This window comes from Vibrio sp. 10N.239.311.G01, from assembly GCF_041465805.1.
Lineage (GTDB): Bacteria > Pseudomonadota > Gammaproteobacteria > Enterobacterales > Vibrionaceae > Vibrio > Vibrio crassostreae_C.
On sequence record NZ_JBFSRM010000021.1, the window covers coordinates 62,503 to 85,927 of the forward strand.

A 23,425-nucleotide genomic window follows, 5' to 3' on the forward strand; every position below is an offset into this window, starting at 1 on the left:
TGATAGCCCGTAGTTGGCGTAAAGGTTGTAGGGAGCCAAACTATGAACTTAAAAGAGATGGAGAAGAACTCAGCACAAGCTGTGATTCTACTCAAAGCCATGGCTAACGAGCGTCGCTTACAGATTTTGTGCCTATTACATGGCACTGAACTGTCGGTTGGGGAGTTGTGTGGCAAGTTGGAACTGAGTCAGTCTGCTTTATCTCAACATCTTGCTTGGTTGAGAAGAGATGGTTTGGTCGAAACTCGCAAAGAAGCTCAAACTGTGTATTACACATTGAGTAGTGAAGAAGTAAAAGCGATGATTAACCTACTGCATGGTATTTACTGCAAGTAGCTTATTGCTGGTGGGAGGGGGATTTCTTATCAGCGATAGAATGACACAAGGAAGTGTTAGCATTTCACATTGAACGTTAGTGTTTACCTATCTACCTATCTACGTACCAATTTGCTTCTCTATTTATTTTTCTGATTGTTTGTTTTATCTATCTGCTTAAATTGTTTATCGGTCAGAAAAACGGCTGTTAGCACGTAAAATAAAAGCGTTACTCAAAATTTAGATATAAAAAAACCGGCCTAGGCCGGTTTTTTTCGTTTTGCGTTGTAATCAAATTTCTATTAAAGAGCTTTGATTGCAGCAGCGAAACGAGACTTATGACGTGCAGCTTTATTCTTATGAATAAGGCCTTTAGTCGCCATACGGTCAAGAAGTGGTGTAACTTCTACAAGAGCAGCAGTTGCAGCTTCTTTATCACCAGCTGCGATAGCTGCGATAGTCTTTTTCATGTAAGTGCGCATCATAGAACGACGGCTAGCATTGTGCTGGCGACGTTTCTCAGCTTGGATAGCGCGCTTCTTAGCAGATTTACTGTTTGCCAAGGGTCTAACTCCCAAAAACTTAGTTCGGTGACAATTTAAGGGCGAGGACTATCCCTCATTAGCGCTTAATTGTCAAATGATTTGTGCAAAAACCAATCGTAGCCAAACAAACTTTGGTATGGAAAGGTCATCGCGGTTAAGATGGCGGGGATTCTAACAGCATTTTTAGACCAATGCTAATAAATATGCTTCTTAGGACAGGATAGTATTTATCCTCGCTTGAAAGTAATCAACCAGTGTCAGAGGTTTCTGTGAGTAAACGACTATTAAAGTCAGGCCTGATTGTCAGCGCAATGACTTTTGTTTCCCGTGTATTGGGGCTAGTACGTGATGTAGTAGTAGCAAATTTGATGGGGGCAGGAGCGAGTGCCGACGTATTTTTCTTCGCTAATAAAATTCCTAATTTCTTACGTCGACTTTTTGCAGAAGGTGCGTTTTCTCAAGCGTTTGTTCCTGTATTAACGGAATATCACGCCGCAGGTGATAAAGATAAGACACGAGATTTAATTGCTAAGGTGTCGGGGACGCTCGGGGTTTTAGTTTCTATTGTCACCGTCATCGGGGTATTGGGCTCTGGCGTGATCACCGCGATGTTTGGTGCGGGTTGGTTTATCGACTGGCTAAATGATGGCCCATCAGCACCCAAATTTGAGCTAGCGAGCTTTATGCTCAAGATTACCTTTCCTTATTTATGGTTTATCACCTTCGTCGCTTTATCTGGTGCCATTCTTAATACATTAGGTAAATTTGCGGTCTCTTCTTTTACTCCTGTGTTCTTGAACGTGATGATCATAGGCGCTGCATGGTTTATCTCACCTAATTTAGAACAACCAGAAATTGGTTTGGCTATTGGTGTGTTTCTTGGTGGCTTAGTCCAATTCCTTTTCCAAATGCCTTTCTTGATCAAAGCGGGTGTGTTGGTTAAGCCGAAGTGGGGATGGAGAGACCCGGGTGTGGTTAAGATCCGCACATTAATGATCCCTGCTCTGTTCGGTGTATCGGTCAGCCAAATCAACTTATTGTTTGATACCTTTATTGCCAGCTTCCTCGCAACAGGCTCTATCAGTTGGTTGTACTACTCAGACCGACTGCTTGAATTTCCTCTCGGTTTATTCGGTATCGCGATTGCGACTGTGATTCTTCCTGCTTTGTCTCGTAAACACGTAGATGCTCAAGGGGAAGGGTTCGCGCATACCATGGATTGGGGTGTGCGCATGGTGTTGCTGCTTGGTATTCCTGCGATGTTAGGTCTTATCGTTTTAGCTAAACCCATGTTGATGGTGCTATTTATGCGTGGTGAGTTCTCTCCACACGATGTACAGCAAGCATCGATGTCATTGGTAGCTTACGCATCAGGCTTGCTTAATTTCATGCTGATTAAAGTTTTAGCTCCGGGCTATTACTCTCGCCAAGATACCAAAACACCGGTTAAGTACGGCATTATCGCTATGGTGACCAATATGGTGTTTAACGCGATCTTTGCTTATTTTTATGGCTATGTGGGTTTGGCGATTGCGACGGCACTGTCTGCCTTTGTGAATATGGCCTTGTTATATCGAGGATTGCACCTTGCGGGTGTGTATCAATTAACTAAGACAACCTTGTTGTTCAGTGCCAAATTAATTATCTCAGGTGTGGTGATGGTAGCGGCTATTTTATGGCAGCTGGATAATATGCAACATTGGCTTGAATGGAGCTTTAGCCAGAGAGCGCTGACATTAACTGGCTTGATTGGACTTGGTGGCTTTGTTTATATTGTTTCGGTACTGATTTTAGGTATCCGAGTAAAACATTTAAAAGCAGCGACAGATTAATACTGATTAGTATATAATCCGTCGGTTTCACACAATAAATGATGCAAATAACAGGTTTTAGCTGATCATAATGGAACTGATCCGAGGTATACACAATATTAAAGCGCAGCATCATGGCTGTGTATTAACCATAGGTAACTTCGATGGTGTTCATTTAGGACATCAAGAGGTTTTGAGTCAGGTTTCTAAACAAGCTGCAGCATTAGGGCTACCTTCTGTTGTTATGACGTTTGAACCGCAGCCTATGGAGCTGTTTGCCCGAGATAGAGCGCCAGCACGTTTAACTCGTTTACGAGACAAATACGTGCAACTGAGTAAGCTAGATATCAGTCGCTTATTGTGTGTTAATTTTAATCAGTATTTTGCAAGTTTATCCGCGGAAGCATTCATTAAGGATCTTTTGGTTGATAAGCTTGGTGTGAAGTTCTTGGTGGTTGGTGACGATTTTTGCTTTGGTAAAGGTCGTACCGGTAATTTCGCTATGCTCAAAGAGGCGGGCGAGAAGTACGGTTTTGAGGTGGTCAGCACCCAAAGCTATTGCTTAAACCAATTACGAGTAAGCAGTACTGAGATACGAAATGCATTAGCGGTCGATGACTTGGCTGCAAGTGCTACCATGTTAGGACGTGATTACAGTATTAGTGGTCGAGTGTCCCATGGTCGAAAACTAGGGAGAACTATCGGTTTCCCTACCGCTAATATTCCATTAAAGCGTTGTGTTTCTCCTGTATCGGGAGTGTATGTTGTTGAAGCTTTGGATATCGACGGTGTTCCTGTCGGTGGCGTTGCTAATATTGGACAACGACCAACAGTTAATGGGGTAAGGCAGCAATTGGAAGTGCATTTTTTTGACTTTAAAGCCAATTTATATGGTAAACAGTTAGAAGTACGACTTTTGCACAAACTGCGCGACGAGATAAAATTTGAATCGTTCGACGCACTAAAGAATCAAATAGAATTGGATGCTGAAGCCGCAAGGGTGTGGCTGCTTCAGCTAAAGAATTAATCGGATGATTCCACCGATTAACATAATGTCTAACTTCGCCCAATATAACGGAATTAAGAATCGATGAGTGATTATAAAGATACCCTGAACTTACCAGAAACAGGGTTCCCAATGCGCGGCAATCTGGCAAATCGTGAGCCAGAAATGCTGAAGCGTTGGTACAAAGAAGATCTTTACGGCGAAATCCGTAAGGCAAAGAAAGGTAAAAAATCTTTCGTACTGCATGATGGCCCTCCATACGCGAACGGCGATATTCACATTGGCCACGCGCTGAATAAGATTCTTAAAGACATTATTATCAAATCTAAGACCCTTTCTGGTTTTGATGCACCGTACATCCCTGGTTGGGACTGTCACGGTCTTCCAATCGAGCTAATGGTTGAGAAGAAGAAAGGTAAGCCTGGTCAGAAGATTTCGGCGGCTGAATTCCGCGAAGAGTGTCGAAAGTACGCTGCGGGTCAAGTTGAAGGTCAGAAAGAGAGCTTCAAACGTCTTGGCATCATGGGCGAGTGGGACAAACCTTATCGCACTATGGATTTTGGCACAGAAGCGAACATCATTCGTTCTCTTGGCAAAATCGCAGACAAAGGTCACCTTCTTAAAGGTTTCAAACCCGTTCACTGGTGTACTGATTGTGGTTCTGCTCTGGCTGAAGCTGAAGTTGAATACAAAGATAAAGTTTCTCCATCTATCGATGTGAAATTTACAGCAGCTGACGAAGCGGCGCTTCTAGAGAAATTTACTCTAGCTGAAGGTCATGCGGGTCAAGGCGAAATTTCTATCGTTATCTGGACAACAACACCATGGACTCTGCCTGCTAACCGCGCAGTATGTCTACGTGATGATCTTGAATACGTGCTTATCCAAGTTGAAGCGAATGGCGACCAGCCTGCTCAACGTATCGTTGTTGCTTCTGAACTAGCAAAAGACGTAATGGATCGTGCAGGTATCGAGCACTTCCACAACCTTGGTTTTGCTACAGGTGCTGATCTTGAGCTTTCTCAGTTCAACCACCCGTTCTACGACTTTACTGTTCCTGCAGTTCTTGGCGATCACGTAACAACAGATTCAGGTACTGGTGTGGTTCACACTGCGCCTGGTCACGGTCAAGAAGATTTCGTGGTTGGTAAAAAGTACAACCTAGAAATCGCTAACCCAGTTGGTTCTAACGGCGTTTACCTGCCAGATACAGAGCTATTTGCTGGTCAGCACGTATTCAAAGCGAACGACTCTGTTTTAGAAGTTCTAAAAGAGAAAGGTGCACTTCTGCATCACCACGCTTACGAGCACAGCTACCCACACTGTTGGAGACACAAAACTCCAATCATCTTCCGCGCAACACCACAATGGTTCATCTCTATGGATCAAGCTGGCCTACGTGCTAAAGCACTAGAGTCAATCAAGAGTGTTGAGTGGTTGCCTGAATGGGGTCAAAGCCGTATCGAAGGCATGGTTGAAGGTCGTCCTGAGTGGTGTATCTCTCGTCAACGTACTTGGGGTGTGCCAATTGCTTTGTTTGTTCATAAAGAAACAGCAGAACTTCACCCAGAAAGCCCAGCGCTTATTGAAAAAGTTGCGAAGCTAGTTGAAGAGAAAGGCATTCAAGCTTGGTGGGATGTAGACGCTGCTGAACTTATGGGCGCAGAAGACGCTGATAAGTACGAAAAAGTAATGGATACGCTAGACGTATGGTTCGACTCAGGTGTTACGCACTTCTCTGTTGTTGATTCTCGTGAAGAGTACAACTTCCCGAACGAAGAGCGCACTCACAGTGCTGATCTTTACCTTGAAGGTTCAGACCAACACCGTGGCTGGTTCCAGTCTTCTCTAATTTCATCTATCGCGATGAAAGACGAAGCACCGTACAAGCAAGTACTAACGCACGGTTTCGTAGTGGATGGTAACGGCCGTAAGATGTCTAAATCTATCGGTAACGTTGTTGCTCCTAAAGACGTAACCAACAAGCTAGGTGCAGATATCCTGCGTCTATGGGTTGCTTCTACAGACTACACGGGTGAAGTTGCGGTTTCTGATGAAATCCTGAAGCGTTCAGCGGATGCTTACCGTCGTATTCGTAACACGGCTCGTTTCTTCCTAGCGAACTTGAACGGTTTCAACCCTGAAACTGACCTAGTTCCTGCTGAAGAGATGGTTGCACTTGATCGCTGGGCTGTTGGCCGTGCTCAAGCTGCACAAGAAGAGATTGTTAAAGCATACGGCGAGTACAACACTCACGGTGTGACTCAACGTCTAATGCAGTTCTGTTCTATCGAAATGGGTTCTTTCTACCTAGACGTAATCAAAGACCGTCAGTACACAGCGAAGCAGGGCAGCCATGCTCAACGTAGCTGTCAAACGGCGCTTTACTACATCGTAGAAGCTCTAGTTCGTTGGATGGCACCTATCATGTCGTTCACTGCAGATGAAATTTGGAACGAAATGCCAAGCTCTTTACCAACTGGAGAGCAGCGCGACACGTTCGTATTCACAGGTGAGTGGTTCGAAGGTCTATTTGGTCTTGCAGAAGGCGAAGAGCTAAGCAACGAATTCTGGACTGAAATCCAGTCTGTTCGTGGCGCAGTGAACAAGCTTCTTGAAGATGCTCGTAAAGAGAAAACGATCGGTGGTGCACTGCAAGCTGAAGTTACTCTATACGCTGACGATGCACTAGCGGCTAAAATCAACAAGCTAGAAGATGAGCTACGTTTCGTACTTATCACCTCTGCAGCTGTTGTTAAGCCACTGAGCGAGAAGTCTGATGCAGCGCAAGCGACAGACGTTGCTGGTCTATTCGTTGAAGTTGCAGCAACAGAAGCTGAGAAGTGTGACCGTTGTTGGCACCACACACCAGACGTAGGCACAATTGAAGGACACGAGAAGATCTGTGGCCGTTGTGTATCAAACGTTGATGGTGAAGGCGAAGTGCGTAAGTTCGCATAACGACTCAGAGAAAGACTGAACTTTTTGTAAAAATCATAGCCCCAGTATCAACTGGGGTTATTTTTAGTTATAGGAAATGTGTTTAACCAAGCTGATTCTTAATGGCGACTCAAACCGAGTGTGCGAATGAGGAATCGCTTCGTAAATACTAGGAATAGAAATGAGTGAAGTTTCGTTAAAACAATCTGGTGTACGTTGGTTATGGTTAGCTCTGCTGGTTTTTCTTGCAGACATTGGCATCAAACTCTTTGTCATGGACAACATGGGTTATGGCTGGGCAAACCGTATTGAGGTCTTGCCGTTCTTTAACTTTTTGTACGTTCATAACTACGGTGCTGCATTCAGCTTCTTGAGTGATCAAAGTGGTTGGCAGCGTTGGTTATTTACGGGTATCGCATTTGCGGTAACAGGTATGCTGACGTACTGGATGAGCAAACTACCAGCAACAGAGAAGTGGAATAACATTGCTTATGCGATCATCATTGGTGGTGCAGTAGGTAATGTGTTTGACCGAGTCGTACATGGCTTTGTTGTCGATTACTTAGACTTCTACTGGGGCACTTACCACTGGCCTGCATTTAACTTAGCGGATATGGGAATCTGTATCGGTGCTGCGATGATCATCTTAGATGGTTTCCGTAAGAAAGACGAAAGCAAATAGCTTGCTTCAAAGTCAGTCTATGACTCACAGAATAGAATAGCCCTAAGCGCTGTCGGTTGATTCCGGTGGCGCTTTTTTTTATGCTTCAGTCAACAAGGAAGCAAAGCAAAATGCATCCTCAAATAATAAAGAAGTCTAAGGAAAGTAACGTGGCAGCAATTAAAAATGATTCAGCAGTAACCCTACATTTTACGATTAAGATGAAGGATGGTTCAGTTGCCGATAGCACCGAAAATATGGGCAAACCTGCGAAGTTCGTGATGGGCGATGGCAGCCTAAGCGAGAACTTTGAAGCGTGCTTACTTGGGCTGGAAGCGGGTACTGAAAAGTCTATCGACCTGAAAGCGGAAGATGCGTTTGGTATGCCTAATCCAGATCATATCCACCACATGGACCGTGCTAAATTTGTTGGCGACTCTGAGGTTGAAGTGGGCACTATCATGGCATTTTCTGGTCCAGACGGCATGGAAATCCCAGGTATTATCACTGAGATCGCTGGCGATTCAGTGACGGTTGATTTTAATCACCCACTTGCAGGCCAAGATGTTACGTTTGACGTCAATATCTTAGCTGTCGACTAACATCACCTTACAGCTGTGATGTCACCCAGAGCTTCACTGTCTAGGCGCTTCACTGTAGAATGCGAGCCTCGCGACGGCGAACTCTATAGAAACAACCTTAGTACCGCGGTAAATGATGAGCAATGAAATGAAAATAATGTTAGCTAACCCTCGTGGCTTTTGTGCCGGTGTTGATCGTGCGATCAGCATTGTCGAGCGCGCACTCGAAATGTACCAGCCACCGATCTACGTTCGTCATGAAGTGGTACACAACCGCTTTGTTGTTGAGGGGCTAAAACAACGCGGTGCTATTTTTGTCGAAGAACTTAGCGAAGTGCCAGACGATAACATCGTGATCTTCTCTGCTCACGGCGTGTCTCAAGCGGTTCGTAAAGAAGCGAAAGAGCGCGAGCTAACGGTATTCGATGCAACGTGTCCTTTGGTAACTAAAGTACATATGGAGGTTGCTCGTGCGAGCCGCAAACATATGGAAGTGGTACTGATTGGTCACGCAGGTCACCCTGAAGTTGAAGGTACTATGGGTCAATACGCGAGCCAAACGGGTGGTATGTACTTGGTTGAGAAGCCAGAAGACGTGCAAAACCTAATGGTGAACGATCCAACTAACCTGCACTACGTGAGCCAAACGACGCTATCTGTTGATGAAACCGCTGATGTAATCGAAGAGCTACGTCGTGTATTCCCTGAGATTCAAGGCCCTCGTAAAGACGACATCTGTTACGCGACTCAAAACCGTCAAGACGCTGTGCGTGAGATGGCGAATGACGTTGATGTGGTGATAGTGGTTGGTTCTAAGAACTCATCGAATTCAACTCGTCTAAAAGAGCTAGCTGAGAAACTAGGCACACCAGGCTACCTAACTGACTGTCCTGAAGACATTCAAACCGAGTGGGTTGAAGGGAAAAAGAAAATCGGTGTAACAGCCGGTGCTTCTGCTCCTGAAGAGCTGGTAAACCAAATTCTAGATCGTATTCGTGAGCTAGGTGCGACTGACGTTGAAGAGATTCAAGGTCGTGAAGAGAACATGTTCTTTGAAGTACCAAAAGAGCTACAGATTAAGCAAGTCGACTAATCTCTATTGATTGGTGACAAGATCGATGCGTAACACTATCGATTTGCAAACACTATTGATTTGTAAACAGCAGGAAGCCAACGTTGATACGTTGGCTTTTTTGATCGTGCTTTGGAACAAGGCGTCTAATTCTAACGCGTTACTGGAGACCGAGTTGCTCTTTTAAAGTCTTTAAATAACGACGACTCACCGGGACTTCAAAGCCAGTCAGGGTAATGATCTCTGCTAATCCATTTTCTAGCAGTTTGATCTCTTGGATCGATTTTATGTTGATCAAATACTGTCGATGACAGCGGATCAACTCGGTCTTTTTTTCCAAGATCTTAAGCGTTAGTTGCGAGGTTGCGGTTTGCGATGAGCTACGAACATGCACACCACTGATATCGGAATAGGCGCACTCTACCGTTTGGCTTGCCATGATCACAATGCGGTTATGACCAATACATGGGATTTGCTCTAAGTGACAGGGAGCAATCGCTGAGATGTTCTGTTCTGGTGCTTTCTGATTTTGTTTGATGACCTTATTCAGGCGACAAACGCTCTTGTTTAATCGACAAGGCTCGACTGGCTTAAGTAGGTAATCAAAAGCGTTATCTTCAAAGGCTTGAATCGCATATTGGTCGTAGGCGGTGACGAATACCACGTAGGGCATGGTATCTGGGTCAAGCATGCTTAACAGCTCAATCCCAGTAACCTGCGGCATTTGGATATCCAAATACACGACATCAGGCTTGAGTAGGTTGATCTGTTTCAGTCCTTCGATCGCGTTACTCGCTTGGCCTATGATTTCCACTTCTCCGGTTTCGGTCAGCAGCTCAATCAGCTCTTCGCGAGCAAAAAGCTCATCATCGATAACTAGTGCCTTTAACATCCTACAATCTTCATCTTGGTTCTATCCCTGCTTGGTTCACGCTTATCTTTTAAATGTCTGCTTCTAAATGTTTCAACTCGGAGCGATCCGTCTCCGAAAATACCATTATTTGAGTATAGGTATGATAAAGCTCATTCGAGTAAATTGCTGTGGTTGAGATTCTATTTTTAGTGCTGAATCTTGTCCAAAGAAATTAGTGAGTCGTTTATCAACAATTTCCATCCCTAATCCTACATGATCTTGAGATGGCTTCTGATAATTACCTGCATTGTCTTCAACGGTTAACTTGAACCCACCCTCGAAAGCCTCGCTAGAGATCTTTACTTTACCGCCTTCCAACATATTAGATATCCCATGTTTGATGGCGTTTTCTACCAGCGGTTGCAGGGTAAAGCTCGGCAATTGAGATTCATATAACTGCGGGTCGATATCCCATTCCACTTCTAGTCGATCGGTAAAGCGTGCTTTCTCTATGGTCAGGTAAGCGTTGACGTGTGCCAGTTCGTCTTTGAGCTTCACGGTGTTGATGTTCTGCTTTAGGTTGCTTCTAAAGAAGTGAGACAGGTGTTGAATCAACTCTCGAGCTTTATCTGGGTCACGACGTGTTACTGCGCTGATAGTATTAAGCGCATTGAACAAGAAGTGCGGGTTCACTTGAGCGTGCAGCAGTTTGATTTCTGCTTGTGTCAGTAGCGTTTGCTGCTGCTGGTAGTTGCTAAATAGGATCTGGCTCGATAATAGTTGAGCGATACCTTCACCCATCGACATATTGATAGTTGAGAATAGTTTCAGCTTTGGCTCATAGAGCTTGATGGTGCCGACCACTTCGTTACCCGCGCGCAATGGAATAATCAACGCAGAACCCAATTTACAATCCTGCGACAAGGAGCATTGGTATGGGTTCTCTTTGCCATCAAGGTAGATGATGTCGTTCTGTTCCATCGAAGTGAGCGTGCTTTGCGATGAAATCGGGGTGTTCGGAATATGGTGTTCATCACCAATACCAACGAACGCGAGGATTTTCTCTCGGTCGGTAATCGCTACCGCCCCTACGTTGGTCTCTTCATAAACGATACGTACGATTTTTTGTGCGTTATCGGAATTGAACCCACCATGCAAAATACCCACCGAACGTTCGGCAATGGTCAGTGCGCGGCGTGAGAAGGTAGCCGAGTACTTTTCGAAGATGGTTTTTCTGTCTTGGATGATGCTCATGAACAGTGCTGCACCGACCGAGTTAGCGATGATCATTGGCGCCGCAATATCGGAGACCAGAGCATAGGATTGTTCGAAGGGTTTTGCGACCGCCAGCAGAATCAGCATCTGAATGATCTCTGCAAACAGGGTTACCGAGAAAACCACTAACGGATTAAACAGTTGGCTGGCTTTGTTCTTTCTCACGAGATAAACGTGTAACAGGCCGCCAATCAAGCCTTCTGCTGTGGTTGAAATCGCACAAGCCAAGTCTGTGAAGCCGCCTAATGAGTAACGGTGAATTCCACCAGTAAAGCCGACGGCAAAGCCAACGACAGGGCCGCCAAACAGACCTCCCATTACCGCACCCATCGCACGCGTGTTGGCGATGGCATCATTGATCTGCAGTCCGAAATAGGTACCCATAATGCAGAACAGGGAAAACAGAACGTAGCAGCTGATCTTATGGCTTAAGCGAGATGAGATGCTCAACAAAGGGAGAATCAATGGAGTTTTACTTAGCATGTAAGCAATCACTAAGTAGACACAGGTTTGTTGCAGCAGAGAGAGAATGAGTTCCATATTTTCACCTATTGAGACGCTGGTTAAGTGTAAAGCTCATTGCGTAGTAACGGTAGCTTTGCTTGTGTTTTCATTGGTTATATCGAGTTGCGATTGCTTGTCAGGCGGAGATACCAATATTGATGTACTAATGTTGATGTACCAATACTGAGATACAGTAAAGCCCATCACAGAGGACGGGCTTTAGTCTTAGGTTCCACGAATCACTGGGTGATTACGGGAGCAAGCGAAGTGTGTTTGGCTTGTTCTTTTGTCTCTCTATGAAGACGTGTCTCTTGTTATCAAGAGTCTGAAAGAACTAGGCGGTTTTGGTGACGCCTTTTGCTTCTTTTTCTTCTTCATCAGCAAGGTCGATATCGCCTTTGCCTTTTGAAATTTTGATAACGTAAGCTGCAATTCCGAATGCACTCACCACGCCGATGATGGTTGAAAGCTGCATTGGTAGACCAAAGCCCAGTTGGCTGTTGTTCAGGATGAATGTGATACACACAGATGTCATGAACACAGCTGGAACCGTTGTTACCCAGTGCAGTTTATTGTGACGAAGTAGGTAAGCCGAAGCTGTCCATAGCATCATGACTGCTGTTGATTGGTTAGCAAAACCGAAGTAGCGCCAGATGATGCCGAAGTCTACTTGAGTCAGGATGCCACCGATAACGAACAGTGGTAACGCCATTAGTAGACGGTTACGCAGTGTTTTCTGTTCCATGTTGAAGTATTCAGCAAGGATAAGACGGCTTGAACGGAACGCTGTGTCACCAGAAGTGATTGGTAGGATAACCACGCCAAGGAAAGCAAGGATACCGCCAAATACACCCAGTAGACCAAATGAAGCGCTGTATACTACGTTACCTGGGCCGCCGTTTGCAATTGCGTCAGACAGAGACTCAACCGAACCGAAGAAAGACAGAGCAAGTGCACACCAGATTAGAGCGATGATGCCTTCACCAATCATTGCGCCGTAGAATACGAAGCGACCGTTCTTCTCGTTTTCCATACAACGCGCCATCAGAGGAGACTGAGTGGCGTGGAAGCCAGAGATAGCACCACATGCGATAGTGATGAAGAGAGCAGGCCAAAGTGGTAGGTCATTCGGGTTCATGTTGGTGAACATGTCGCTGATCTCAAAGCCCCCCATGATTTGGTGTTCGTCAGATAGACCAATCGCAGTGATTAGGCCAACAGACATAAAGATAAGCAGTGCACCGAACAGTGGGTAGAAGCGACCAATGATTTTATCGACAGGGACAATCGTTGCGATGATGTAGTAAGCAAAGATGATAACAACCATCGTAGTTGCAGACATCGCGAAATCAGTTTGGTCGTTCACTAGGTTAGTGATCATACCTGCTGGAGCAGATACGAATACCACACCAACAAGAAGCAGTAGAACAATGGCAAAGATGTTCATAAAGTGTTTTGCGCCATTGCCTAGGTAACGTCCAGTGATGGTTGGAACCGAAGCTCCGCCATTACGGATAGATAACATACCTGAGAAGTAGTCGTGTACTGCACCTGCGAAGATACAACCTAGAACGATCCAAAGCATTGCTGCTGGACCATAAAGGGCACCCATGATAGGGCCGAAGATTGGACCTACACCTGCGATGTTAAGCAGCTGAACTAGGTAAACCTTTGGTGTCGACATTGGAACGTAGTCCACGCCATCTTGCTTAGTGTGAGCAGGTGTTTGGCGTTTTTCATTGATACCGAAAATCTTCTCGATAAAGGTACCGTAAATAAAGTAGCCACCAATGAGTGCTGCGACACAGGTAAGAAACCACATCATAATTTGTTATCCCTGAATGTATTAATTAAGTCAGGGTGTATATTAAAGGAGTCGATGAGAAGAAACTTCCGCTACGAGAGTGAGTGGTCGAATAGCCAATTTAGCGGTGTTATAACTGATTTAGTGGTTTGTTCACTGTGCTGAGTGGCCGATATTTCTATCGAGAGGCCTATTAGCTCTATAGAGAGGTTGTTTGAGTTGGCTTAACGGCGACTATTGATTCTGAGTGGTCGGAATGAACCTAAAGTGGCGAACATTAGACAATAAGTGGACATCGATAGGCGTTCAGCGGAGAATCACCACAAAGGCAGCGCTTCGTCAGAAAGTGGTGAAGTAACAATATAAAGGATTGAAATGAAAAAAATAATCGTACTATTCGCCGTGGCATTTAGCCTTGCAGGATGCAGCGCCAATGTTCAAGATTTAGCAGCTGAAGGCAATTGGCAAGAGATTGGCTATCGTGATGGTATCAAAGGCCACACTCAGCGTTCGTATTCAGAGATGACTGAGCTTGGCGCAGTCGATCAAGCGGGTTACACAGAAGGTTATCACCTAGGTGTGACTGAATATTGTAATCCGAACCATGCTTATCAGATTGGTTTATCTGGTCAGGTGTATGAAGGCGTGTGTTCTGGTACGGAAGACGCTCAACGTTTCCGTATGGAATGGCAACGCGGCTGGGACGAGTTCTCAAACGACTACTAAGCCCAAGCTAGCGATGAAAAATTAAAACTAAAAAAGACCAGTACCGCGTGTGTACTGGTCTTTTTGTCGGTAGCCGGAGTAACACTCAACAGCAGAGTCTAGGTTACTGGTTATTCTCTACAGCTTTTCTTAAAAAGCCGTTTTGCTTATCAAGCTGTGCCTTGGCCAATTCTAAATCTAGTCCTGTTAGAATCATCAAAATCGATAACTTCACATCGTAATCAGTCGCTTTAAGCGTCGACACTGCCAGTGCTTTGTCGCACTCCGTTGCTTGGATAACGATACGAGCAGCGCGAGCAACCAACTTTTCATTGGTCGCTTTTACGTCGACCATCAGATTTTGGTAGCTCTTACCAATGCGAATCATGCTGGCTGTGGTCAGCATATTAAGCACCAGCTTTTGTGCTGTACCTGATTTGAGTCGTGTTGAACCAGTCAATGCTTCTGGGCCAACCACCGGGCTAATTGCGATTTGAGCGATTTCAGCAATTGGAGAATCAGGGTTACAAGACAATGCAACCGTTACTGCGCCAAGCTGATTGGCATAATTGAGTGCACCAATCACGTAAGGTGTGCGCCCGCTCGCTGCAATACCTACCACGACATCATTTTCTGTAAATTGAATGGCTTTCAGGTCTTCAATACCGAGAGTCAGCGAATCTTCCGCTCCCTCTTTGGCTTTTAAAATCGCTTCTGGTCCGCCAGCGATTAAGCCGATAACCATTTTGTCTGAAACACCGAAAGTCGGAGGGCATTCTGATGCATCTAAAACACCCAATCGACCACTGGTGCCTGCGCCCATATAAATCAGTCGACCACCGTTTTGAAAGGCATGAGCAATTTTATCGACCGCTTTCGCGATCTGTGGCAGTTCCGCTTCAATCGCCAGTGGGACTTGTTTGTCTTGTTGGTTAATCTTTTCAACCACTTCGAGAGAGGTGAGCAGATCAATATCCATAGTGTCAGGGTTTCTCCCCTCCGAAACGAGGTGCGAGAGCGCTGATATGAGAGCGTCGTTACTCATAATGATCCTTAAATGGTGATTCTAAAATTATGGTTCTAAAGTTGTTTAGTCAGCTCGATAGAGAACGCCTAGAGAGGCCGCTCTGCTTGCGCCAGTCACTTCTGGTAAATTGCTTGGCAGTTTATGAACATGACGCTGAGCAAGCCACGCAAAGGCCATTGCTTCCATGTAATCGGCATCCACGCCTTTACTGGTGGTTGAGTCAACCTCCCAACTTGGAAGCAATTCAGACAGTCTCTTCATCAACAATGGGTTTCTTGTACCACCGCCACACACATACAGTGCAGGCTGGTTACCCAAGCGATAAGTCTCCACTTCATTGGCTATCGTCAATGCGGTGTATTCACAAAGCGTGCGCTGAACATCTTCTACTGCAAGATCTTTAAATTCTGTTAATTGTTGCTCTAGCCAAGGTAGGTTGAATAGTTCTCTACCAGTACTTTTCGGTGGCATTTGAGATAGATAAGACTCATTTAACAACTGTTCGAGTAAAGCTTGATTGAGTTGACCTTTAAGCGCAAATTGCGCATCACGGTCAAACTTCTCACCCGTGTGTTTATCAACCCAAGCGTCCATCAACATATTGCCCGGACCTGTATCATAACCAAGCGTTGGCTGATTAGGGCGCAGCACTGAAATATTCGAGATACCACCAATATTCAACACCACAACCGAGCTGTCTTGCGGGTGGAAAATCGTATGGTGGAAGGCGGGGACTAATGGCGCACCTTGTCCGCCTAATGCCATGTCTTTACGTCGAAAATCGGCAACCGTTTGAATCTGTGTTTTAGCGGCAATGATGTTGGCATCACCCAACTGCATGGTAAATGGCGAATCGCCTGTTGGCTGGTGGAACACTGTTTGACCATGATTACCTATCGCAGTTACAGAAGGTGCTGGTGTGCCTGACTTTTCGAGAAGTTGCAGAACCGCATCAGCAAACAGATGGCCAAGCTGGTGGTCGAGTTCGCCAATGGCAATCAAATCGGTTTTCTGACCAATACAGACTTCAAGTAGACGCGCTTTGAGATCATCAGGCATTGGGAACTCATCATGAGCAAGCAATATTATACGTGTATCTTCAATCGACACTAAGGCCGTATCAACACCGTCCATACTCGTCCCTGACATCACGCCGATATACAGTTCTTTATGATCCATTCCTAAGCTCTTGCACTGCATTCTTAAAGTCTTCCACAGATTGGTTTAAAAACATTGTAAAGCAAATTTAAAGAGAATAACCTCGGGAAGTTTATGAAATTAGGTTTAATAAGGGATAAATATGGGACCGTTGTGGGTTGATGTTGCAGGCTACGAACTGACTGCGGAAGACAAAGAAATTTTAGAGCACCCAACTGTTGGTGGTCTCATCTTATTTGCTCGAAACTACCACGATAGCAAACAGTTATCGGCGTTAAACAAAGAAATTCGCAAGGTAGCGAAACGTCCTATTTTGATTGGTGTCGATCAAGAAGGTGGCCGAGTTCAGCGCTTCCGCGATGGCTTTTCAATTATCCCAGCTGCTCAAGAATTCGCGACTAAGAATAATGGCGAACAGTTAGCAGAACAAGCGGGTTGGTTGATGGCGGCAGAATTGATTGCCCACGATATCGATCTGAGCTTTGCGCCAGTATTAGACAAAGGCCATGACTGTAAAGCGATTAGTAGCCGAGCGTTTGGCGAAGATATTGATACTATTGTTCGTCATAGCAGCGCTTTCATCAAAGGCATGAAGTCGGTTGGCATGGCGACGACAGGCAAGCACTTCCCTGGACACGGTGGCGTGATTGCTGACTCACACTTAGAGACGCCATATGACCCTAGAGACGACATCTTTGAAACAGACATGGCAATCTTCAAGGCGCAAATTGAAGCTGGAATATTGGATGCCATGATGCCAGCTCACGTGGTTTTCTCTCACTATGATGATCAACCTGCGAGCGGTTCACAGTATTGGCTGCAGAAAGTATTGAAGCAGCAGCTTGGGTTTAAAGGCTTGGTGTTCTCTGATGATTTAACGATGGAAGGCGCTGCCATAATGGGTGGACCAGCCGACAGAGCGAAAGCGGCCTTGAATGCAGGTTGTGACATGGTGTTGATGTGTAATAAACGAGATGCACAAATTGAAGCTCTGGATCGCTTAGCGATTCAAGAGGTGCCTTTAGCCAACTCATTGCTTAAAAAACACAGCTTTGATTTGTCGACACTTCACTCGGATGCTAGGTGGAAAGAGACCTCAGAGACGATTAAGCGAATGCTAGGCAGTGAGTGATAAATAAACACATTATAATTTTAGATAAGGCGATATGATAAATATCGCCTTTTTTGTATGTGTGATCCGTGGTTTAAACCTATTTATCTCTTAGAGTGAGTTAAATCTAATGTGTAAAATAAAATTTACACTTAATGTTTTTTATTGTTTACACTTGCAATCGTTTTTTTAGCTGTTATTGTGTTTTTAAAGATTGTTAACCCAAACGGAAATGTTGGGTGTAAAAATAAATATACAGGTTGAGTTATGCAGAAAAGTGAATTAAGCAATGTCAATATCATCGACGAACAGGTACTGATTACTCCTGAGGAGTTAAAAGCAAAACTGCCTTTGAGTGATAATGCTCGTCGTTTCATTCAAGAGTCTCGTCAAACTATCGCAAACATCATTCATAAGAAAGATCATCGCATGCTTGTTGTATGTGGCCCATGTTCTATCCATGACATTGAAGCTGCGAAAGAGTACGCGAAACGCCTTAAAGCCTTATCTGAGCAACTTAGCGATCAACTGTATATTGTTATGCGTGTTTACTTTGAGAAACCTCGTACCACTGTAGGTTGGAAAGGTTTGATCAATGACCCGCATCTAGACGGCACTTTCGATATTGAGCATGGTCTGCATGTTGGTCGTGAGCTACTTGTTGAACTCGCTGAGATGGAAATTCCATTGGCGACTGAAGCATTAGATCCAATCAGCCCGCAATACCTAGCAGATACCTTCAGCTGGGCAGCTATCGGCGCACGTACGACTGAATCTCAAACTCACCGTGAGATGGCAAGTGGTCTTTCAATGCCAATCGGTTTTAAAAACGGCACCGATGGCAACCTAGGCACTGCAATCAACGCAATGCAGGCGGCTTCTTCTAGCCACCGTTTCATGGGTATCAGCCGCGAAGGTCAGGTTGCACTACTAACAACGCAAGGTAACCCAAATGGTCACGTGATTTTACGTGGCGGTAAGCAGACGAACTACGATTCAGTATCGGTACACGAATGTGAGCAAGAGCTGGGTAAATCTGGTTTAGAGGCAGCGCTAATGGTCGACTGTAGCCACGCGAACTCTCGTAAAGATTTCCGTCGCCAACCTTTAGTTGCAGAAGATGTGATTCACCAAATTCGTGAAGGCAACAAGTCGATTATCGGCCTGATGATTGAAAGCCATATTAACGAAGGAAACCAATCTTCGGATATACCTCTCAATGAGATGAAATACGGCGTTTCTATTACCGACGCGTGTATCAATTGGGATTCAACTGAGGCACTATTAAAACATGCACATACGGAATTAGTCCCGTTCTTAGAGAACCGCTTGAAAGGTTAGTCAGAGTTTAAATTTAAGTGCCTCATCTAATGAGGCATTTTAAGATCTGTTGCTAGCGAACCTGCATGATTGTGGGCTTATAGATTGGCACGGGCTTATAGATTAGTAAGGAATAAAATGGCCGTTGAACTGAACGAATTACGCGACCAAATCGATGCTGTCGATAAACAAATGTTGGATTTACTGGCTCAACGCCTTGCTCTAGTAGAGAAAGTAGGCGAAGTAAAAAGTGAACATGGTTTACCTATTTATGTACCAGAGCGTGAAGCTGCGATGCTGGCATCTCGTCGTCAAGAAGCTGAGAAAATAGGGGTTCCACCACAGTTAATCGAAGATATTTTGCGTCGTACTATGCGTGAGTCTTATGCCAGCGAGAAAGATTCTGGCTTTAAGTGTCTTAACCCAGAGTTACGTTCAGTGGTTATCGTTGGTGGTAATGGTCAACTTGGTGGCTTGTTTGGTCGTATGTTCAAACTGTCTGGCTACGAAGTAAAAATCCTTGGCAGCCAAGATTGGGATAAGGCCGACGAAATCTTAGATAATGCTGGGCTTGTGGTTGTTACGGTTCCAATTCACCTAACGGAAGGTGTGATTGCGAAGCTAGGTAATCTACCAAGCGATTGTATTCTATGTGATTTGACGTCAATTAAATCTAAACCTCTACAAGCAATGATGAACATGCATCAAGGCCCAGTAGTTGGATTGCACCCAATGTTTGGCCCTGATGTTCCTAGCCTTGCTAAGCAGGTGATTGTTTACAGTGATGGTCGTGGTTCTGAAAGTTACCAATGGCTACTGAATCAATTTGGTATTTGGGGCGCGAGCCTTTGCCAGATGGATGCAGCTGAACACGATCACGGCATGACCTTGATTCAAGCACTTCGTCACTTCACCTCTTTTGCTTACGGCTTGCACCTGAGTAAAGAGAACCCGAACATTGATCAACTTCTGAAACTAAGCTCGCCAATCTACCGACTTGAGATTGCGATGGTTGGTCGTCTGTTTGCTCAAGACCCGAACTTGTACGGCGATATCATTCTTTCTTCGGATGAGAATATTGAGATGATTCGACGCTTCCATAGCTGTTTCGGAGAAGCGTTAGAAATTCTAGATGGCAAAGATAAGGCTAAGTTTGTTGAGAGCTTCAACCAAGTGAGTGATTGGTTTGGTGACTACTCACAACAATTTTTACAAGAGAGCCAAAGCCTGTTAAAACAAGCACATGACTCGATTCATCGCGGTTAATAGTGTGGTTTGAAAAATAAAAAAGAGCGACCATTTGGTCGCTCTTTTTGTTTGTGTTGAATGCCGATATTGCATCTGGCCTATAGTAGGCGAAATGCATTTGGATCATCATGGGCCAAACGAACAAACCTAGTTAGTCACGATAGGCTCTTTGTTATTCTCGTTCGAGACTCGGTTATCATCGCTGGATACTGTGTCGATAGTTGAACTGATGTAAGGCACGTTAGTTAGGTTGATCTGCAAGCGAACCACGTTATCAATCAGCTGAACGAGTGGGCCCCATTTCACCTTTTTCTCTTTCTCAAACACGTAATTGAAGTTTTCTGGTGTCCAATCCATCAAGTATTGAGGGTTCAATGAGCGACCAAGGAAGCGTACTTCATAATGCAGATGTGGCCCAGTTGAGTTACCTGAGTTACCACAGCTCGCAATCACATCACCTTTACTGACAAACTGACCGCTGCGAACTTTGAATTTTTGCAGATGCGCGTAAGAGCTCATGAAGCCAAATGAATGGCGCATGGTGATAAAGTTACCAAAGCCTTTCTTGCTTGGGCGTACGGTTTCAATCACACCATCTGCCGGTGCTAAGATATCTTCACCACGCTTACAAGTAAGGTCGATACCAGTATGGTTGTGGCGTTTGCCTGTAATTGGGTTAGTACGGCGACCGTATGAAGACGAGATGCGTTGATAAGCCATCGGACTATCATTAGGAATTAAGCGGAACATGGTAGCTCTTACCGCGGAATCGACGGCTGCAGCATCAATACGGTCTTCTAGTGAAACCTCATCGGTGTGTAACTCTTCATCAGCCAGGCCTAGAACGGATTCCACATCGAATACACGCTTACCCAGTAATTGAATCGTACCTTCTTTCTCAGTTAAGGTTTGAGATAGGTTGTGGTTGGTTTCAACTTGTTCCGCGTATAAGAACTCGGTCTGCTCTTTTTCAACAATCAGAGTTTCAATTAACTGTTGTGCATCACCGGCTTGTGCAGCTAGCTTGTTTTTACTCTCAAGGTGCATGTAGGTTGCACCACCAATCAACATCGGTACTGAGAGCAGGGTTGTCATGCATAAGAGTACGGCTTTTCGACCGAAGTAAAACGTCTGTTCCCCCTGACTAGAGGGAATAGTAATGGACACTTTTTTAGACATGGTTCTGTATTAACTAAATGCTTCTAATAGAAAAAGGGTAATGGAGATATTATTCCTTACCTAAGTCGGTAAGGTGTTCAATCTCTCTATAAAGCAGGTCATCGTCACCAACATTAAGCTCAACAAGGCGCTTAAGGTGGCTGATACTATCAATATCTAAATGCTCTATGCGTAAACGCATTGAGGTATTGATGGTAGAGACTATCGTTGCTTCTAACTGAATATTGATATCACTGTTTTCGAGTTTAAAGCTCACTTGAACAGGGACATCATGGCTAAGTTGTTTTGATTCATTGCATTGAATGAGTAAACCATGGAGTGATAAGTCTTGCACTGAGCCTGATACCTTTACTTGTCCTTGTGAGATCTCAGTCGGGACTTGATAAATAACTCGTGAAAATTGACGTCTTTCAACCATAAGTAATCTCTCTATATCGATGCATTACACGTAAGCCAGATATATCAAAGGCCGCTATTATCGCGGCCTTTGTTCAAAATACAAGCTTATTTACTTAGCTATACGCTTGTACTTGATACGGTGCGGCTCTGCCGCTTGTGCGCCTAGAGTCTGCTTAAGCCACTCAGTGTACTCAGTATAGTTACCTTCGTAGAAGTTAACTTGACCTTCATCACGGTAGTCTAAGATATGGGTCGCAATACGGTCAAGGAACCAACGGTCATGCGAGATAACCATTGCACAGCCCGGGAATTCAAGCAGTGCTTCTTCAAGAGCACGTAGCGTTTCAACGTCAAGGTCGTTGGTAGGCTCATCGAGTAGCAGTACGTTACCGCCCGCTTTTAGCAGTTTCGCTAAGTGAACACGGTTACGTTCACCACCAGAAAGCTCACCGATGATCTTCTGTTGGTCGTTGCCTTTAAAGTTGAAACGAGAACAGTAAGCACGCGCAGGGATTTCGAAGTTGTTGATCTTAATGATATCAGCGCCTTCAGAGATCTCTTGGAATACTGTCTTAGTGTCGTCCATGCTGTCACGGAACTGATCAACAGAAGCAAGCTTAACGGTTTCGCCTAGTTCAACTGTACCTGAATCTGGCTGTTCTGCACCGCTTAGCATCTTGAATAGTGTTGATTTACCTGCACCGTTGGCACCAACGATACCGACGATTGCACCCTTAGGCATGCTGAACGATAAGTCGTCGATAAGAACGCGATCACCAAACGATTTAGTTAGGTTGTTCACTTCAAGAACTTTGTCACCTAGACGCTCACCTGGCGGGATGAACAGTTCGTTAGTTTCGTTACGCTTCTGGTATTGGCCAGTCGTCAGTTCTTCAAAACGAGCCATACGAGCTTTAGACTTAGCTTGACGGCCTTTAGGGTTTTGACGAACCCATTCAAGTTCTTTCTCGATTGTCTTTTGACGTGCGCTTTCGCCCGCTTTTTCTTGCTTAAGACGCTCGTCTTTTTGCTCTAGCCAAGACGTGTAGTTACCTTCCCATGGGATACCTTCACCACGGTCAAGTTCTAGAATCCAGCCAGCTGCGTTGTCTAGGAAGTAACGGTCGTGGGTAATCGCCACAACAGTACCACTGTAATCAACAAGGAAGTGCTCAAGCCATGCTACTGATTCTGCATCCAAGTGGTTGGTTGGTTCATCAAGAAGCAGCATGTCTGGCTTTTCAAGAAGTAGACGACAGATAGCAACACGACGACGCTCACCACCTGATAGGAATTCAATTTTCGCATCCCACTCTGGAAGACGAAGTGCATCAGCAGCACGCTCTAGAGCTGTCTCTAAGTTGTGACCGTCTTTTGCTTGAATCAGTGCTTCTAGTTCGCCTTGCTCTTTAGCAAGTGCATCGAAATCTGCATCTGGTTCTGCGTAAGCTGCGTAAACTGCATCGATACGCTTAAGTGCGTCAGCAACGTCAGAAACCGCTTCTTCTACGATTTCACGAACCGTTTTTGATTCGTCTAGTACAGGTTCTTGCGGTAGATAACCTACTTTAAGACCTTGTTGTGCACGTGCTTCACCATCAATATCAGTATCAATACCAGCCATGATACGTAGTAGGGTAGATTTACCTGAACCATTTAGACCCAAAACACCGATTTTAGCGCCAGGAAAAAAGCTAAGAGAAATGTCTTTAAGAATTTGACGCTTAGGTGGAACAGTTTTGCTCACCCGAGACATGGTATATACGTATTCAGCCATTGCCGATCGATCCTAATTATTGTTCAAAATTGTCTGCTATTTTATACCAATATCCTCAAAGATGTTACTCCTAGGGCAGAAAAGCCACTCTTGAACTAATCCTTACCTATTATTGTCACATTGGTCATTAAAAC

General features: G+C 44.8%; 20 protein-coding genes. 11 read left to right on the forward strand and 9 right to left on the reverse strand.

Annotated elements, in window-relative coordinates; all coding sequences use genetic code 11:
* Positions 1-42: 42 nt before the first annotated feature.
* Entirely contained in the window at positions 43-336 is a 294-nt protein-coding gene (locus AB6D06_RS16335) for a metalloregulator ArsR/SmtB family transcription factor (RefSeq protein WP_004735028.1), read from the forward strand.
* Between the two features lie 281 nt (positions 337-617).
* On the opposite strand, the gene rpsT is transcribed toward AB6D06_RS16335, so the two are convergent.
* Positions 618-878, reverse strand: a complete 261-nt coding sequence (gene rpsT / locus AB6D06_RS16340) for a 30S ribosomal protein S20 (protein WP_004739529.1) — start codon at positions 876-878, stop codon at positions 618-620.
* Positions 879-1,129: 251 nt separating this feature from the next.
* Here rpsT and murJ point away from each other — a divergent pair, with 251 nt between their 5' ends.
* The 6 genes from murJ to ispH all read left to right on the forward strand — a co-directional run bounded on the left by murJ (position 1,130) and on the right by ispH (position 8,952).
* The gene (murJ, locus tag AB6D06_RS16345; RefSeq protein WP_032545655.1) at positions 1,130-2,692 is read left to right on the forward strand and encodes a murein biosynthesis integral membrane protein MurJ; all 1,563 of its coding nucleotides are present in this window, start codon (positions 1,130-1,132) and stop codon (positions 2,690-2,692) included.
* A gap of 70 nt (positions 2,693-2,762) precedes the next feature.
* Positions 2,763-3,698, forward strand: a complete 936-nt coding sequence (ribF, locus tag AB6D06_RS16350) for a bifunctional riboflavin kinase/FAD synthetase (protein ID WP_017062867.1) — start codon at positions 2,763-2,765, stop codon at positions 3,696-3,698.
* A gap of 63 nt (positions 3,699-3,761) precedes the next feature.
* Complete coding sequence (gene ileS / locus AB6D06_RS16355) at positions 3,762-6,638, forward strand: isoleucine--tRNA ligase (protein ID WP_017067613.1); 2,877 nt, start codon at positions 3,762-3,764, stop codon at positions 6,636-6,638.
* Between the two features lie 160 nt (positions 6,639-6,798).
* Complete coding sequence (lspA, locus tag AB6D06_RS16360; protein WP_004739521.1) at positions 6,799-7,299, forward strand: signal peptidase II; 501 nt, start codon at positions 6,799-6,801, stop codon at positions 7,297-7,299.
* Between the two features lie 149 nt (positions 7,300-7,448).
* A complete protein-coding gene (gene fkpB, locus AB6D06_RS16365) occupies positions 7,449-7,880 on the forward strand; it encodes an FKBP-type peptidyl-prolyl cis-trans isomerase (RefSeq protein ID WP_004739519.1) in 432 nt (143 codons plus the stop codon).
* 115 nt (positions 7,881-7,995) lie between these two features.
* A complete protein-coding gene (gene ispH / locus AB6D06_RS16370) occupies positions 7,996-8,952 on the forward strand; it encodes a 4-hydroxy-3-methylbut-2-enyl diphosphate reductase (RefSeq protein WP_029235913.1) in 957 nt (318 codons plus the stop codon).
* A 139-nt stretch (positions 8,953-9,091) separates the two neighbouring features.
* Here ispH and btsR read toward each other — a convergent pair whose 3' ends face one another.
* The 3 genes from btsR to AB6D06_RS16385 all read right to left on the reverse strand — a co-directional run bounded on the left by btsR (position 9,092) and on the right by AB6D06_RS16385 (position 13,388).
* Positions 9,092-9,823 carry a two-component system response regulator BtsR gene (btsR, locus tag AB6D06_RS16375; protein WP_372100377.1) on the reverse strand — a complete coding sequence of 244 codons (732 nt, stop codon included), beginning with the start codon at positions 9,821-9,823 and terminating at the stop codon, positions 9,092-9,094.
* A 105-nt stretch (positions 9,824-9,928) separates the two neighbouring features.
* Positions 9,929-11,599 carry a sensor histidine kinase gene (locus AB6D06_RS16380; RefSeq protein WP_017080271.1) on the reverse strand — a complete coding sequence of 557 codons (1,671 nt, stop codon included), beginning with the start codon at positions 11,597-11,599 and terminating at the stop codon, positions 9,929-9,931.
* A gap of 298 nt (positions 11,600-11,897) precedes the next feature.
* Positions 11,898-13,388, reverse strand: a complete 1,491-nt coding sequence (locus AB6D06_RS16385) for a carbon starvation protein A (RefSeq protein WP_372074523.1) — start codon at positions 13,386-13,388, stop codon at positions 11,898-11,900.
* 354 nt (positions 13,389-13,742) lie between these two features.
* On the opposite strand from AB6D06_RS16385, the gene AB6D06_RS16390 reads away from it, so the two are divergent.
* Positions 13,743-14,093, forward strand: a complete 351-nt coding sequence (locus tag AB6D06_RS16390) for a DUF2799 domain-containing protein (RefSeq protein WP_065584724.1) — start codon at positions 13,743-13,745, stop codon at positions 14,091-14,093.
* A gap of 103 nt (positions 14,094-14,196) precedes the next feature.
* Here the strand turns inward: AB6D06_RS16390 and murQ are convergent, their stop codons facing one another.
* Both murQ and AB6D06_RS16400 read right to left on the reverse strand, forming a co-directional pair.
* Positions 14,197-15,117, reverse strand: a complete 921-nt coding sequence (gene murQ, locus AB6D06_RS16395) for an N-acetylmuramic acid 6-phosphate etherase (RefSeq protein WP_032547377.1) — start codon at positions 15,115-15,117, stop codon at positions 14,197-14,199.
* A gap of 45 nt (positions 15,118-15,162) precedes the next feature.
* Positions 15,163-16,278, reverse strand: a complete 1,116-nt coding sequence (locus AB6D06_RS16400) for an anhydro-N-acetylmuramic acid kinase (RefSeq protein WP_017066925.1) — start codon at positions 16,276-16,278, stop codon at positions 15,163-15,165.
* Positions 16,279-16,399: 121 nt separating this feature from the next.
* Between AB6D06_RS16400 and nagZ the strand changes: the two genes are divergently transcribed.
* From nagZ to tyrA, 3 genes are all read left to right on the forward strand, one after another.
* Positions 16,400-17,389 (forward strand): beta-N-acetylhexosaminidase, encoded by a 990-nt coding sequence (gene nagZ, locus AB6D06_RS16405; RefSeq protein ID WP_372111054.1) that lies wholly within the window; start codon positions 16,400-16,402, stop codon positions 17,387-17,389.
* A gap of 246 nt (positions 17,390-17,635) precedes the next feature.
* Positions 17,636-18,709: a 3-deoxy-7-phosphoheptulonate synthase gene (locus AB6D06_RS16410; RefSeq protein WP_017059354.1), complete on the forward strand. Its 1,074-nt coding sequence runs from the start codon at positions 17,636-17,638 to the stop codon at positions 18,707-18,709.
* A gap of 117 nt (positions 18,710-18,826) precedes the next feature.
* On the forward strand, positions 18,827-19,954 hold the full coding sequence (gene tyrA, locus AB6D06_RS16415) for a bifunctional chorismate mutase/prephenate dehydrogenase (RefSeq protein WP_017056144.1): 1,128 nt from the start codon (positions 18,827-18,829) through the stop codon (positions 19,952-19,954).
* A 129-nt stretch (positions 19,955-20,083) separates the two neighbouring features.
* On the opposite strand, the gene AB6D06_RS16420 is transcribed toward tyrA, so the two are convergent.
* From AB6D06_RS16420 to ettA, 3 genes are all read right to left on the reverse strand, one after another.
* Complete coding sequence (locus tag AB6D06_RS16420) at positions 20,084-21,115, reverse strand: M23 family metallopeptidase (RefSeq protein WP_372100381.1); 1,032 nt, start codon at positions 21,113-21,115, stop codon at positions 20,084-20,086.
* 49 nt (positions 21,116-21,164) lie between these two features.
* Entirely contained in the window at positions 21,165-21,533 is a 369-nt protein-coding gene (locus tag AB6D06_RS16425) for a PilZ domain-containing protein (RefSeq protein WP_017059356.1), read from the reverse strand.
* Positions 21,534-21,623: 90 nt separating this feature from the next.
* Entirely contained in the window at positions 21,624-23,291 is a 1,668-nt protein-coding gene (ettA, locus tag AB6D06_RS16430) for an energy-dependent translational throttle protein EttA (RefSeq protein WP_017056147.1), read from the reverse strand.
* Positions 23,292-23,425: the final 134 nt, after the last annotated feature.